This is a genomic window from Flavobacterium endophyticum (assembly GCF_003634455.1).
Taxonomy (GTDB): domain Bacteria; phylum Bacteroidota; class Bacteroidia; order Flavobacteriales; family Flavobacteriaceae; genus Flavobacterium; species Flavobacterium endophyticum.
In genome coordinates, this window is sequence record NZ_RBLC01000004.1 from 246,628 (window position 1) to 260,423 (window position 13,796).

Here is a 13,796-nt window from a genome sequence, read left to right on the forward strand (position 1 = left end):
AAGAGCGCCAATTGGCGCTCTTTTCTATACGCTCGACAAGCTTTCTTTTCTCAAGACCTTGCCTGTCGGTGTTTCTAAAAATTTAGGAATAAACAGTACTACTTTCGGCTTTTCATATTTCCCTAATTCGCCAAAAGCAGCATCATCTATAACAAATGGGTCGCCTTCGACTGCTAGGACTAATTTTTCGCCAAGCTCCTCATTTTCCTGAGAGGCTATAAAAAACCTCCGCTCAATCTTATGCGACAGCTTTTCCTCAATCTGTTCTGGAAAAAGCTTGACGCCTCCGCTGTTAATCACATTATCGATACGTCCCAGCCAGATAAATTCGTTCTCATTCAAGACTTTTACGACATCGTTCGTCACCACGGCTTCATCTGTAATGGTAGGCGCCGTTACGACCAAGCAATGCCTTTCGTCTTCTGCAACCGTAATGCCTGGCAGGACTTGAAAGGCTTCTTCTCCTACTCTTTTCGCCGCAATATGAGTTATCGTTTCCGTCATACCATACGTCTCAAAAATAGCCGAAGAAACTTGCTGCAGTTCATTTGCCAAAGCCGAGCTGACCTTCGCGCCGCCAATAATCAATTTCTTGATTTGTCCAAGCTGTGCTAAAGAATGCTGTGCCTGTAGCGGTACCATGGCCGCAAAATCATAGGTTTCATCATTCCTTTCTAAAGGCGTTGATGTAGGTTCTACAAAATCGAGATCCAGTCCTAAAATAAACGCCCTGACAAACATCATCTTGCCTGCCACATATTGTGCCGGAAGGCAATGAAGGACTTTATTTCCGGGTGCCAGATCAAAGAAATCGCCTGTCGCCAAAGCCGAATTGACCATGGCCTGCTTGTTTACCTTAATCTTTTTAGGCGCTCCCGTCGTTCCCGAAGTCGTCATTTCGATATATTCCTTTTCATCAAACCAATCCAGTATGAAGATACCGACAGGTCGTTCAAAAGCTTCTCCTTCTTTGATAAAGCTATACGCCACACGGCACAAGTCATCTTTGTCAAGATGAAAGCCGTTCAGTTTAAAACGGTTGTGGACGCTATGGTAGGTTGGGTTATTCATCGTTTTTTCCTAATTCATTAATTTCGTGAAAACTGTCTTCTGTTGGAGGAACAATAACTCCTGTGAGCTTCTCCTTCCAGTTATTCCATTTATACTTCTTACTAAAGATAAACAAAAGAATCGGAAAAATGACAAACACCGGAAGCAAAACGTCAAATCCCGCTGTCGGTTCTGAATGGTCTTTTAAGATAGAATGCGTCTGGAAAACCGTCCAATCCGATGTCACCAGCAACGCTCCTATCAGATTATTCGCGGCATGAAAGCCCAACGAAAGCTCTATACCTTCGTCCATTAGCGCTACAATACCTAGAAACAATCCCGTGCCTATATAATAGACCAAGATAATGTAGCCCATCTTTTCGACCTCCGGATTCATGATGTGCAGCAGTCCAAAAATCAAGGACGTCATCATAAGCGGAAACCATTTATTTTTTGCCAAAAGCGCAAATCCCTGCATCAAATATCCTCTAAAAACATATTCCTCCGTACTGGTCTGTATCGGAATCAAGGCTATTGCGATGATGGCAAGAACCGCAAACTGAACCGGCTGAAAATTAATTTCATAGTTTTCTGGAGAAGCATAATACGTTGCAATGGTTACGACTGTGGTAATCACTGCCCAAAGTCCGAAAGAAAAGAAAAAACGCGACCAGTCCATTTTTTTTCGCGAAGTCGCCACTTCGATAAACTTTTGCTTGTGGAAATATTTCACGATCAGATACAACCCAAGCATGGCAAAGACAAACGAAATCAGCATGAAAAACAAAGTCAGGTTCGAATTCAAATAGGTCATCATTGTGTTTTGATCTTGCGGAAACTCCTCTTTTTCTGTCAACGATTTTATCCCGATCGCAATAATCCACGGAAACTGTCCTGCTGTAGAAGCAATAATGATCAATATCGAACCGACTATATATTTCCAAAACGCGTTGTCCTTACTCTTAAAACCTTGTGCTATAAACATATCCTTATTTTTTGTGCTTGAATTTATTTGACCCCTAATTTATTCAATTGTTACAACATATTGGCCTATTTTTAATTTGCATTTCATTTCTTTGCAGCTCACTAAACTGCGTATAGAAAAAATCATGATCAAAATCTATCATAATCCACGCTGCGGAAAATCTAGAGAAGGACTCGAGCTTGTCGAAAAATCGGGAAAAGCATTTGAGGTCGTAAAATACCTTACCGACGTGCCTTCTTTTGAAGAATTACAAACCATCATCAAACTGTTGGGCATAGCGCCAATCGAGCTTATCCGCCAAAAAGAAGATGTCTGGGTGAAAAATTTCAAAGGAAAAGAAGTATCCGACGAAGCAATCATCAAGATCATGATTGAAAACCCGATACTAATCGAAAGGCCGATCGTCATCAACGGAAACAAAGCGGTCATCGGTCGCCCGCCAGAAAAAATCCTCGACATAGTATAAGAATGTTAAATGACAGTATTTAACAAACCTTTATGAAATCAGGCTTAAACCAAAGGCTACTTTTGCGGTCTTAAGCTAAATAATCAACATTCTAGTTAATGAAAAAATTAAAATTTGCAATAACCCTCCTATTGCTCTCCGTTTCGCTTTTAAGTCTTGCCCAAGAAAGGCCGCAGGCTAAAAAAGTAAAGATTACAGGAAAAATCACCGAAAAATCTACGTCCCTTCCGTTAGGATATGCGACTGTAACCCTCCAAAACAGCAAGCGTCCTGACATTATTACTGGCGGAATGACTGATGAAAACGGAGTATTTACGATAGAGGCGAATGCAGGTACCTATGATGTGAAATTTGAATTTATCTCCTTCAAGGCGATAGAAATGAAACAGCTGGCAATCCAAGAAGACAAAGATTTCGGAACTGTTGCCCTAGAAGCCGAAGCCGAAATGCTGGATGCCGTAGAAATCCGCGCCGAGCGCTCTACCGTAGAAATCAAGCTCGATAAAAAAGTATATAACGTTGGACAAGACATGATTGTGAAAGGCGGAACTGTAAGCGACGTCTTAGACAACGTACCTTCTGTTTCTGTCGATGTAGAAGGAAACGTAAGCCTTCGTGGGAACGAAAACGTACGAATCTTGATCGACGGAAAACCTTCCGGTCTTGGCGGTATCAACATTGCCGATGCCTTGAAACTGCTTCCTGCCGATGCGGTAGACAAAGTAGAAGTAATCACCAACCCATCCGCACGTTATGATGCAGAAGGCGGCGGCGGTATCATCAATATCGTATTGAAAAAAGGAAAAAACCAAGGAATCAACGGTACGGTAACGGCTACGACAGGAGATCCTGCGAACCACGGCTTTACCGGAACGATCAACTATAAAACAGAACAATTCAACCTGTTCACAACCCAAGGCTACAGCTACAGAAAAGGACCTGGAAACTCGCTGACCGATACGGAGTATCTTGACGAAAATGGCGATATTACCAGCTACCTTAAAGAAAGAAGAAACAACGAAAGGCTGAACAAAAGCTACAATGCTAATTTTGGCTTGGAATGGTATCTTGACAAATCGACAACGTGGACCAATACGTTTTCGTACCGCAGAAGCTCTGGCGAAAACCCAGACAATGTCTTCCAGCACAAATACGATGCAGGCATGAACCTGCAAAGCATCACGAACCGTTTTAGCGACGAGTCCGAAAAAGACGAAAACGTAGATTTCTCTTCTAACTTTATCAAAAAGTTTAAAAAAGACGGGCACCAGCTGACGGTTGATGTCTCTTTTTCTCAAAGCGACGACGATGAGAACTCCGACATTCCTAGCCGCGACGTGCTTAACAATCTGCCGATAAGCGACCAGAGAACCGCCAACATACAAGAACAAAACCGAACCCTGTTACAGACAGACTACGTATTGCCGATTGGCGAAAAAAGCCAGTTTGAGGCCGGATACCGCGGTAACTTCAACGACCTGCTTACCGATTATTCTGTGGAAAATTTCAACTACGGAACAGGAGCTTGGGAAAACGATCCGCAGTTCACCAATACCTTAGAATACAAAGAAAAAGTAAACGCGCTGTATACGCAGTTCGGTACCAAAATCAACAAGATGTCCTACTTGGTAGGCTTGCGTTGGGAAGATTCGAACATCGACATCAACCAGCTGACACAAAACATCTACAAGAACAAAAAATACAACAACTTTTTCCCAAGTGCCTTTTTAGCGTATGAGTTCAGCGAAAGCAGCAGCGCTTCGTTAAGCTACAGCCGCAGGATTTCAAGACCGCGCTCCCGTTCGATCAATCCATTTTCGAGCTTGTCGAGCAACATCAACCTGTTCAGAGGTAATCCAGACCTAGATCCGTCAATGACCGATGCGTTTGATTTCGGCTACCTTAAAAAATGGAACCAGCTGACTTTTAATACTTCTATGTACTTTAACAGAACGCAGGATGCCGTACAGTTTGTACGTAATACAGAAACGATAAACGGAACTGCCGTTTTAGTGACTTCTCCTGTAAACGTAGGTACAGAAGACCGTTTCGGATTTGAATTCACGTTATCGTACAACCCTTATAAATGGTGGAGACTGAACAGCAACTTTAACTTGTTCAGAAACCAGACCAAAGGAAGCTATACCTATACCAACTTATCTGGAGCTTCAGAAACGATTGATTTCAGCAACACGGCTTATTCTTGGTTTGCACGAATCAACTCCAAGATCAACCTTCCACTGGGTATCGACTGGCAGGCAAACACTACGTATAATGCGCCGCAGACCAATGCACAGGGACGTTCTAAAGGCATTATCAGCGCGAACCTAGCGTTTAGCAAAGATGTGCTAAAAGACAAAGGAACCGTTGCCTTAAACGTAAACGACCTTTTCAATTCTAGAAAAAGAATTACAGAAACCAACCTGCCTACGCAGAATGCCTATTCTGAAATGCAATGGAGAGAAAGACAAATCACGCTTTCTTTCACGTACCGTTTCAACAAGAAGAAAAACGAAAGAGAAAAACAGCCTAGAAAAACCGATGCCGATACTAACGGCGGCGGCGAAGAATACGGCGGATAAGAATTACCAGCTCCGGATCGAAAGGTTCGGAGCTATCCATAAAAAAAGGGAACCAATGGTTCCCTTTTTATTTTGAGTACAGATTAACTGAGTTACTCTTGTTTCTTTTTAGCTCTTCTTTCTTTATATCTTTCGAATAAAGCGCCGCCAATCCAATAAGGCAGGAAGCTCACCAAGAAGATCATCAGCCAAAAGCCGATTGTCAAGATGGTTAAGAAAAGTAAGAAACCTAAATACTGTTGAAATTCAAACATGTTTTCCGGAATTTTTTGAATACCCGTCAAAGATAGGTGGAATATTCATTTTGACCAATAAAAACAATGAAAATAATTTTTAAATCATTTTTTAAACCTACTTATAATCCTTATTTTTGGGCTGGTTTTCAGAAAGTAATTCAAAATCCAAGCGACCCAATTTCTGTAAGCCAGCTAATTAAACAAAAATGAATACGCCCGCCTCAGAAACCATAATCATAAAGCTAAGCCGGAAAAAAATAGTCCTTACTATTCTGGGTGCCGTCTTGTTTGTGCTTATCGGAATCTGGCTGGTCGCCAAACACCAAGAAATCGACAGGCCGATAGATTCTCCCCTATTTGTGCTGATTATGGGTAGCATAGCCATCCTTTTCTTTGGCTTTATTGCTATTACGGCTATCCGAAAGCTAAGCACGCAATCCGACGGACTTATCATCTCCTCAAAAGGAGTTACCGACAATTCTAGTAGCATCAGCGCCGGATTTATTCCGTGGGAAGACATTACCGCTATCACAGAAACCGCTGTCGCAAACCAGAACTTTGTGAATATCGTCCTTAAAGACCCCGAAGCCTTTATCGCTGCCCAAAAAAGCAGCTTTAAGCGCAAGGCGATGACAGCCAACTATAAATCTTTTGGAAGTGCTGTAGCGATATCGGCCAACAGCCTGGATACCACGCACGAAAACCTTAAAAAAATTCTCGTCGAGAAACTGACCGAATACAATAGAATGAATCACATATAACAACAAACAATTTACAATACAATGGACTATAGAATAGAAAAAGACACGATGGGCGAAGTGCAGGTTCCTGCAGACAAATATTGGGGCGCACAGACAGAGCGTTCAAGAAACAACTTCAAGATCGGGCCATCGGCATCCATGCCAAAAGAAATTATCGAAGGTTTTGCCTACCTTAAAAAAGCGGCTGCCTATGCCAACCACGACCTAGGCGTATTGCCTGTTGAAAAAAGAGACGCCATCGCTCAGGTTTGCGACGAAATCTTGGCTGGAAAACTAGACGGCGAATTTCCTTTAGTAATCTGGCAGACCGGTTCTGGTACACAAAGCAACATGAACGTAAACGAAGTGGTTGCGAACAGAGCTCAAGTATTGGCCGGACACAAGATCGGTGAAGGCGAACAATTTGTAAAAGCAAACGACGACGTAAACAAATCACAATCGTCTAACGATACCTACCCTACAGGAATGCACATCGCAGCCTACAAAGCCGTTGTAGAAGTAACCATTCCGGGCGTAGAAAAATTAAGAGACACGCTTCATGCCAAAGCAGAAGCTTTTAAAAATGTAGTTAAGATTGGAAGAACCCACTTGATGGATGCCACTCCGCTAACGCTTGGCCAAGAAATCTCTGGCTATGTAGCCCAATTGAACTACGGACTGAAAGCCTTAAAAAACACCTTGGCGCATTTGTCTGAACTGGCTTTAGGCGGAACTGCCGTAGGTACCGGACTAAACACGCCAGCAGGCTATGACGTAAAAGTAGCGGAATATATCGCCAAATTCACAGGACATCCTTTTGTAACCGCTCCGAACAAATTTGAAGCTTTGGCGGCACACGACGCTATTGTAGAAACGCACGGGGCGCTAAAACAATTGGCAGTATCCCTAAACAAGATTGCTAACGACGTACGAATGATGGCTTCAGGTCCGCGTTCTGGTATTGGCGAAATCTTAATTCCAGAAAACGAGCCAGGTTCATCGATCATGCCAGGAAAAGTAAACCCTACGCAATGCGAGGCACTGACTATGGTCTGCGCGCAAGTAATGGGCAACGACGTTACGATTACGATCGGCGGCACCCAAGGCCATTACGAATTGAACGTATTCAAGCCATTGATGGCGTCTAACTTCCTGCAGTCTGCCCGTTTGCTAGGCGATGCCTGCGTTTCTTTTGACGAGCACTGTGCGCAAGGAATCGAGCCAAACTATACGCGTATCAAAGAATTGGTAGACAATTCATTAATGCTTGTTACGGCGCTAAATACCAAAATCGGCTACTACAAAGCAGCAGAAATTGCACAGACTGCCCATAAAAACGGCACTACCCTAAAAGACGAAGCGGTACGCCTTGGCTATGTATCTCCAGAAGATTTCGATGCTTGGGTAAAACCAGAAGACATGGTAGGAAGCCTAAAATAGTCTTTTTTAAACCATACTATAGAAAACCTGAAGCTTGGCTTCAGGTTTTTTTTTGTGCTCCTTTGTTTTGGATAAGAAGACCTTGCTTTTTACTATGGTCTACCTAGTCCTACATCATGCCATGCCTTGCTCTTCACTATACTATGCCTAGCCTTCCATCAGGGCAGACCTTGCTATTTACTATAGTATACTTAGACCTACATCATGGTATTACCTTACTATTTACTATGGTATACTTAGACCTACATCATGGTATACTTTACCATTCACTATGGCAAACCTAGCCATCTATCCTAATGTACCTTGCTCATCATCTAAGGAAGCCTAGAGGCATACGTAGGCTCGCCTTGCTCCTTTCAAAACATACTATAATTTCGTTTTATACGTTCTTGTTAACATCAACAATTGCTTTTGTAAGTTTTTTCTATACCAAGAATTAAGTATATTCGTAATTATCAAACCAATACCTATGGTCAAAACACACCCCCTTACAGAGAAAAAATGGTCGGCTACACGCAAGTTTTTCACCCTGCTGCTTATTTTCTATTTGCTGTTCTATATGTTTCCTTTTCCGCTAGACCAGATTCCGGGAGTAAATATATTGACAGGCTTCTACGGAACGGCTATCGATTTTATCAACCTGTGGGTCGGGAAAAACATACTGCAGCTCGATACCCTGCAAAAAATACAAAACACGGGCAGCGGCGATACGACGTTCGATTATGTGAAGCTGGTTACGTTTATACTGCTGGCCATCCTTACTTCGGTCATCGTTTTTTTCGCGACCCGAAAAAGAATCAATTACGACCGGCTGTATTATTGGACCATCGTATATGCGCGCTATTATGTAGGACTGTACTTGATTGTGTACGGCCTGCTAAAGCTTTTCGAAGGGCAGTTTTCGTTCCATGACTTTGGCCGTCTCGAAGAAAACTTTGGCGACGCTACGCCTATGGGACTGCTTTGGACGTTTATGGGCCATTCTAAAATATATGGCGGCTTTACCGGAATCATGGAAGCCGGAGCTGGATTTTTATTGCTGTTCCACAATACCAAGACATTGGGTGCCCTGCTTAGCGTGGCCGTGATGAGCAATGTGGTCTTGATGAATTTTTGTTTTGACGTGCCCGTGAAATTATTTTCGAGCCACCTCCTGATTATTTCGATCATCATCTTAGCGCCTAACGTAAGAAAGCTGTATAATTTCTTTGTGCTGAACAAGACCGAAACCCTAAACCACTGCAAACTTGTTTTTGAAAACAAGTGGAAAGCAAGAACACGGGCCATCGGAAAAGGAATCTTAATCTTAGGATTCAGCGGCTTTATCGTCGCCCAAGGTATCGAAGGAATGTATAGTTATGGCTCCTTGGCGCCAGAAGCACCGCTAAAAGGCAGCTACAAGACCCTTGCTTTTTATGAAACGGCAAACGATTCTTTAAAAGAAATCCAAGACAAGAACAGCCGTTGGAAAAACCTGCACATTTCGGGAACCTACGGCAGCATACTTACCGAAGCGGACAGTACGATCTATTATGCCCTAAAGATCGATACGATTAAAAAAACGGTGCAGTTCAAGTCTTACAAAGACACCACGAAGGTTTCAGTACTGCACTATGAAGAAAAAGCACCAAAAGCCTTTGTATTAAAAGGAAAGTTTGAGGAAAAAGACATACAGGCCGAATTCAGCAAAAAATCGCTGGAAGACTACCGTTTGGTCAATACCGGCTTTCATTGGATCAACGAATATCCGAACAACCGATAGTAAGCCTGAACTGCGATACTGCTAAAAAACCTGAAGCTGAGCTTCAGGTTTTTTTATGTTTCTATACGAATAGTGACACTAAAAGTTATGCTGGCACTTTACCTGCTTGCCCTTTCTATCATGGCTCTTAAGGTAGCAATTACTAAATCGTCGTTGTATTTTTCGTCTTGTATTCTTTCAGAATAGTCAAAATAATGGGCCAGTGCTGTAGCATCCTCAAAAGATATTGACTGGCATTTGTCTAAAAATTCAATATTGTCGATCAATCTTAAGAAAATATCATTCCGAAGCCGGTCTCTTTTTTCACCAATCGCTAGCAGTTTTTTAAGGAGGTAAAACCTGTTCATTACAGTAGAGTTGGTAACATCAGTATCACTTTCTGCGCTGCCTTCTACAATACATTCCGTAAAAATTTCCAGTTGATTCGTAGTCCAATTTTCTAGTTCCGTTTCCAGCTCTTTCCAATCTTCGTCTGAGAAATAGCGTGCCAATAGGCTGACTACGGTATCGTTTCCGCCTCCGACTGTCCATACATCGCTATCAACAACTTCGTGTTTTAACAGAAAAGAATACAATTCAAGAATGGCAGGATTCGAGCTTTTGGTCTTGCAGTTTTCTGCATACCGCTGCTTAAACAAGTCAAAATCTTTTGCTAGCATATTTTTTATTTTGAATCAACCAATACCGAACAGCCGATAGCTAGTCGTGTTTCTTGCTGCTTTCAATCTTTTTGAGGATATCCTCCATCATGTCCATCTGCACTTTCTGTATCTCGACAATCGACTGTTCTTGGTGCAGTAAAAGATGGTCGATTTTTTCGTGGAGCATCCTGATTTCCAGTTCCGATTTCAGGTTGATCATATAATCCTTTTTGGCGCGGTCGCGGTCTTTTTCCTCCTGCCTATTCTGGCTCATCATAATGACAGGCGCCTGCAGGGCCGCAATGCACGACAGGATCAGGTTCAAGAGAATAAAAGGATACGGGTCAAAGCCTTTGTTGGCCAGCATAAAAACGTTCGCCGCAATCCACAACAGCAAGAAAGTCATAAAAGAGATGATAAATGTCCAGCTGCCGCCAAACGAAGCCACTTTATCGGCAATTTTCTGCCCGAAGGTAAACTCCTGTATTTCATCGTCCAGCTTGTCAGAAAGAATCGTATTGTCGTTTAGGGCATCCAAAACCATCTGTTCCATATCCGATAGTTCGCCTGTTTCTTTCAAGAGCATTTCAGAGATGTATTTTTCGCGGAAGCTACGCAGCTCGTCGGCCGACATGCACTTGTCGTTTTCAAAATCCGGATGCTCCTGCTTGATAAAGTCCAAGATGGATTTTCGGACCAGTCTGGCCGTCACTCTTTCGGATTCTGGGTATTCGTTTCCGGAGATATCGCTGGTGAATTTTTTCATAGGGTGATGGTTGATAGTTTATAGTGGATAGTTGATAGTTGGTAGTTGGTAGTTGAAAGTTTAAAAGTTGAAAGCCTAAAGTCTAAAATCTTAAGTCTAAAATCTAAAATTACCTAAAACCAGTGTTTCCTTTTAAAGTAATACACCATGCCTAAAACCGTGAGAAACATAACGCCGAGTATGATAAAATAGCCGTTTTCTGTCTTGAGTTCGGGCATGTTTTCGAAGTTCATTCCGTAGACGCCGACGATAAACGTGAGCGGCATAAAGATGACGGAAAAGATGGTCAGCGTTTTCATGATCTGGTTCATGCGCTGGCTTTGGGACGAAAAGAACACGTTGGAAGCGCTGTCTAATGATTTCAGGTCGTAATCGATCTGGTCTAAGATTTCCAGGCTTTTCTGGTGCAGGCGCTCAAAAAAGGCATAGTTGGATTTTTCGATACCTGCAAAGTCCTCATCCTTCTGGTGTGTTTTTAAATTAAACAGGGCATCGCGGAGCGGTATGATCGAGCGCTTTAGAAAGTTCAGGTTTTCCCGTTCCTTTTCTATGTTTTCCAAAAAAACCGATTTGTAGCTGTTCTTGGCCTCGACCAGCAGCGCCTCGATTCCGTTTTCATAACTTTCGATAGTGATAAAAAAGTTTTCCATCACGGCATCGAGCAGCAGGTACAGCAGGTAGTCGTTTTTCTTTTTTCGGACGATACCGCTATGCGTCTTGATGCGTTCGCGGATGTGCGTAAAAAAATCGCTCTTTTTTTCCTGCAATGAAATCAGTACGTTGTCCTTTAGCAAAAAGCTGATCTGCTCTACCCTGACTACGGCCGACTCTTCTTCTTGCAAGATCGATTTGATGCTGAAGAAAAGAATATCGTCCAGCTCGTCCATTTTAGTCCTTCGCGAAACATTTAAGATATCGCCCACGACAAAATTCTGGAGGTTCAAAAGCTCGCCGATTTCCTGTATCAGCTTTATATCATGGAGGCCGTGCACGTTGAGCCATTTGACATCTTCGGCCTGCAAAGGGTCTTCGATTTCTTTCTTGACACGGTCGAGCGAAACTTTTTTGTATTCTTCGTAGCCCAGATCGTCATAGACAAACAGCTGCATTTCAACCGGATCGGCAGTATGGATTCCGGTATACTCAAAATAATTGGGCTGTACTTTGCGAACTTCTTTATAGCGTATTCTTCTCAAGGCATTTTAATTTGTCATAAAGATAGGAGTTTTTAAAATTCCATTTTACATTTACAGAAATATTTCAGCTTGGTTTTGGATTCGATTCCGGCCCCAAATCAGGCAAAGCTGCAAACCTATAGTACACATGAAAACACTGCTAATCAACATAAAAGAATTATTACAGGTCAGAGAAACGCACGTTGACAAAGTTTCGGGAGCCGAAATGGCAGCCTTGCCTGCCCTACAAAACGCCTATCTTTTGATCAAAGACAACTTGATAAGCAGCTTTGGCACGATGGAAAACCTGCCCGAAGTTGCCGATGCTACGGTTATCGATGCTGCAGGAAAGACCGTGCTTCCGGCCTGGTGCGACAGCCATACGCACATTGTGTATGCTGGAAATCGCGTACAGGAATTCGTAGACCGCATCAACGGACTGTCGTATGAAGAGATTGCCAACCGCGGCGGCGGCATCCTAAACTCGGCCAAAAAGCTGAACGAGACTTCGGAAGACGAAATCTACGACCAATCCAAGACACGCTTAGAAGAAGTCATGCTGCAGGGCACCGGAGCCGTAGAAATAAAATCGGGCTACGGACTGACGGTGGAAGGCGAATTAAAAATGCTGCGCGTCATCAAAAAGCTAAAAGAAAACTATCCTGTTGCTATCAAAGCAACTTTTTTAGGGGCACATGCTTTTCCTACGGAATTCAAAGAAAACCATTCCGGTTATATCGATACCCTCATCAACGAGATGCTTCCGAAAATAGCGGAAGAAAAGCTGGCCGATTATATCGATGCCTTTCTGGAAACAGGCTATTTTTCTGTTGAAGAAACCGAACGCATCATGGAAGCGGGCAAAAAGTACGGACTGCCTGCCAAGATACACGTGAACCAGTTTACGGCCATCAACGGTATAGCAGCCTGCGTAAAGCACGGAGCGCTTTCTGTAGACCATCTGGAGATTGTGACCGATGAAGATATAGAAGTCTTAAAGAATTCGGATACGATGCCGGTTGCCTTGCCTTCCTGCTCTTATTTTATCAGCATTCCCTACACTCCTGCTCGAAAAATGATACAGGCCGGACTGCCGCTAGCGTTGGCGACTGATTTTAATCCGGGCACTACGCCTTCGGGCAATATGAATTTTGTAGTGGCTACTGCGTGTATCAAGATGAAAATGACACCCGAAGAAGCGATCAATGCGGCCACCATCAATGGGGCGTATGCCATGGGACTTTCCAAAACCCACGGTTCGATAACGGTAGGAAAACATGCTAATTTGATTATCACCAAGCCGATTACGTCGTTCTACCAATTGCCGTATGCTTTTGGTACCGATTTGATTGATCAGGTGGTTATAGAAGGGAAATTAATTTGATTATCATTCCCAAAAGACCTGCTACAGAAATAAAAATCGTCATTAATGATCTTGCCTTATATTTCTTTATATGAGCTTTATCATAAACAGGCAATTCATTAAATTTCTCAGATGCCATTTCTTTTTTATAGTCTCTATAATCAGTAACGCCCCATATAAGCACAACACTACAGATTATACAAAAAAGCAAAATACCTATAACATCTTTTGTTTCCATATTTCTATTACACGAAGCGGAGCGAAAATTACATAAAAAAACCTTGAAAGATTATTTCAAGGCTTTTTTTGTTATTAGCATCTTGGACCACCTGGACATGGTTCTAAAAGATTTTCACAACAATATTCAAGGCCGTTAAAATATTGTGCTGTGCCCGCAATACCATTGATAAAGCATAAGCCGTTGGAATTAACGGTCACGCCAAATCCGCAATGGCTAGGAACTGGATCTGTTCCTCCCTTAATTGCTTTTTGCTCTCCTTTTGTCAGTTCTTGAGCTCCCTCTAGATTTAAAAGTCTTTTTTTCATAATGTATATAGTTAAGTTAATAAAACAAGGTAAGACTGTGGTAC

The 13,796-nt window shown here is 42.6% G+C and carries 14 protein-coding genes; 6 read left to right on the top strand and 8 right to left on the bottom strand.

The annotated features are described in order from the left end of the window. Positions 1-24 precede the first annotated feature (24 nt). Together CLV94_RS14185 and CLV94_RS14190 are read right to left on the bottom strand one after the other, a co-directional pair. Positions 25-1,071 carry an AMP-binding protein gene (locus CLV94_RS14185; protein ID WP_121377155.1) on the bottom strand — a complete coding sequence of 349 codons (1,047 nt, stop codon included), beginning with the start codon at positions 1,069-1,071 and terminating at the stop codon, positions 25-27. Continuing rightward, on the bottom strand, positions 1,064-2,035 hold the full coding sequence (locus CLV94_RS14190; protein ID WP_121377156.1) for a CPBP family intramembrane glutamic endopeptidase: 972 nt from the start codon (positions 2,033-2,035) through the stop codon (positions 1,064-1,066). The genes CLV94_RS14185 and CLV94_RS14190 overlap by 8 nt, the downstream gene beginning before the upstream one ends. A 124-nt stretch (positions 2,036-2,159) precedes the next feature. Between CLV94_RS14190 and arsC the strand changes: the two genes are divergently transcribed. Next, on the top strand, positions 2,160-2,501 hold the full coding sequence (gene arsC, locus CLV94_RS14195; RefSeq protein ID WP_121377157.1) for an arsenate reductase (glutaredoxin): 342 nt from the start codon (positions 2,160-2,162) through the stop codon (positions 2,499-2,501). A gap of 98 nt (positions 2,502-2,599) precedes the next feature. After that, the gene (locus tag CLV94_RS14200; RefSeq protein ID WP_121377158.1) at positions 2,600-5,083 is read left to right on the top strand and encodes an outer membrane beta-barrel family protein; all 2,484 of its coding nucleotides are present in this window, start codon (positions 2,600-2,602) and stop codon (positions 5,081-5,083) included. Positions 5,084-5,175: 92 nt separating this feature from the next. Here CLV94_RS14200 and CLV94_RS14205 read toward each other — a convergent pair whose 3' ends face one another. Next, positions 5,176-5,337: a hypothetical protein gene (locus CLV94_RS14205; protein ID WP_121377240.1), complete on the bottom strand. Its 162-nt coding sequence runs from the start codon at positions 5,335-5,337 to the stop codon at positions 5,176-5,178. Between the two features lie 188 nt (positions 5,338-5,525). On the opposite strand from CLV94_RS14205, the gene CLV94_RS14210 reads away from it, so the two are divergent. The 3 genes from CLV94_RS14210 to CLV94_RS14220 all read left to right on the top strand — a co-directional run bounded on the left by CLV94_RS14210 (position 5,526) and on the right by CLV94_RS14220 (position 9,261). Beyond that, positions 5,526-6,080: an STM3941 family protein gene (locus tag CLV94_RS14210; protein WP_121377159.1), complete on the top strand. Its 555-nt coding sequence runs from the start codon at positions 5,526-5,528 to the stop codon at positions 6,078-6,080. 21 nt (positions 6,081-6,101) lie between these two features. Next, positions 6,102-7,499: a class II fumarate hydratase gene (gene fumC / locus CLV94_RS14215; RefSeq protein ID WP_121377160.1), complete on the top strand. Its 1,398-nt coding sequence runs from the start codon at positions 6,102-6,104 to the stop codon at positions 7,497-7,499. Between the two features lie 469 nt (positions 7,500-7,968). Continuing rightward, complete coding sequence (locus tag CLV94_RS14220) at positions 7,969-9,261, top strand: hypothetical protein (protein WP_121377161.1); 1,293 nt, start codon at positions 7,969-7,971, stop codon at positions 9,259-9,261. A 98-nt stretch (positions 9,262-9,359) separates the two neighbouring features. On the opposite strand, the gene CLV94_RS14225 is transcribed toward CLV94_RS14220, so the two are convergent. From CLV94_RS14225 to corA, 3 genes are all read right to left on the bottom strand, one after another. Further along, positions 9,360-9,920 carry a hypothetical protein gene (locus tag CLV94_RS14225; RefSeq protein WP_121377162.1) on the bottom strand — a complete coding sequence of 187 codons (561 nt, stop codon included), beginning with the start codon at positions 9,918-9,920 and terminating at the stop codon, positions 9,360-9,362. Between the two features lie 40 nt (positions 9,921-9,960). After that, complete coding sequence (locus tag CLV94_RS14230) at positions 9,961-10,668, bottom strand: DUF1003 domain-containing protein (RefSeq protein ID WP_121377163.1); 708 nt, start codon at positions 10,666-10,668, stop codon at positions 9,961-9,963. A gap of 113 nt (positions 10,669-10,781) precedes the next feature. After that, a complete protein-coding gene (corA, locus tag CLV94_RS14235; protein WP_121377164.1) occupies positions 10,782-11,864 on the bottom strand; it encodes a magnesium/cobalt transporter CorA in 1,083 nt (360 codons plus the stop codon). A gap of 127 nt (positions 11,865-11,991) precedes the next feature. Here corA and hutI point away from each other — a divergent pair, with 127 nt between their 5' ends. Continuing rightward, positions 11,992-13,227 carry an imidazolonepropionase gene (gene hutI / locus CLV94_RS14240; protein ID WP_121377165.1) on the top strand — a complete coding sequence of 412 codons (1,236 nt, stop codon included), beginning with the start codon at positions 11,992-11,994 and terminating at the stop codon, positions 13,225-13,227. Here hutI and CLV94_RS14245 read toward each other — a convergent pair. Together CLV94_RS14245 and CLV94_RS14250 are read right to left on the bottom strand one after the other, a co-directional pair. Next, on the bottom strand, positions 13,205-13,444 hold the full coding sequence (locus CLV94_RS14245) for a hypothetical protein (protein WP_121377166.1): 240 nt from the start codon (positions 13,442-13,444) through the stop codon (positions 13,205-13,207). The genes hutI and CLV94_RS14245 overlap by 23 nt on opposite strands. Before the next feature lie 74 nt (positions 13,445-13,518). Beyond that, a complete protein-coding gene (locus CLV94_RS14250; protein ID WP_121377167.1) occupies positions 13,519-13,752 on the bottom strand; it encodes a hypothetical protein in 234 nt (77 codons plus the stop codon). Positions 13,753-13,796 lie beyond the last annotated feature (44 nt).

What these genes read in the sequence shown, in the direction of transcription:
- CLV94_RS14190 (WP_121377156.1), bottom strand. Translation starts at nt 2,035, where the DNA reads ATGTTTATAGCACAAGGTTTTAAGAGTAAGGACAACGCGTTTTGGAAA.
- CLV94_RS14185 (WP_121377155.1), bottom strand. Translation starts at nt 1,071, where the DNA reads ATGAATAACCCAACCTACCATAGCGTCCACAACCGTTTTAAACTGAAC.
- CLV94_RS14200 (WP_121377158.1), top strand. Translation starts at nt 2,600, where the DNA reads ATGAAAAAATTAAAATTTGCAATAACCCTCCTATTGCTCTCCGTTTCG.
- CLV94_RS14210 (WP_121377159.1), top strand. Translation starts at nt 5,526, where the DNA reads ATGAATACGCCCGCCTCAGAAACCATAATCATAAAGCTAAGCCGGAAA.
- CLV94_RS14245 (WP_121377166.1), bottom strand. Translation starts at nt 13,444, where the DNA reads ATGGAAACAAAAGATGTTATAGGTATTTTGCTTTTTTGTATAATCTGT.
- CLV94_RS14230 (WP_121377163.1), bottom strand. Translation starts at nt 10,668, where the DNA reads ATGAAAAAATTCACCAGCGATATCTCCGGAAACGAATACCCAGAATCC.
- CLV94_RS14250 (WP_121377167.1), bottom strand. Translation starts at nt 13,752, where the DNA reads ATGAAAAAAAGACTTTTAAATCTAGAGGGAGCTCAAGAACTGACAAAA.
- fumC (WP_121377160.1), top strand. Translation starts at nt 6,102, where the DNA reads ATGGACTATAGAATAGAAAAAGACACGATGGGCGAAGTGCAGGTTCCT.
- CLV94_RS14225 (WP_121377162.1), bottom strand. Translation starts at nt 9,920, where the DNA reads ATGCTAGCAAAAGATTTTGACTTGTTTAAGCAGCGGTATGCAGAAAAC.
- CLV94_RS14220 (WP_121377161.1), top strand. Translation starts at nt 7,969, where the DNA reads ATGGTCAAAACACACCCCCTTACAGAGAAAAAATGGTCGGCTACACGC.
- arsC (WP_121377157.1), top strand. Translation starts at nt 2,160, where the DNA reads ATGATCAAAATCTATCATAATCCACGCTGCGGAAAATCTAGAGAAGGA.
- CLV94_RS14205 (WP_121377240.1), bottom strand. Translation starts at nt 5,337, where the DNA reads ATGTTTGAATTTCAACAGTATTTAGGTTTCTTACTTTTCTTAACCATC.
- hutI (WP_121377165.1), top strand. Translation starts at nt 11,992, where the DNA reads ATGAAAACACTGCTAATCAACATAAAAGAATTATTACAGGTCAGAGAA.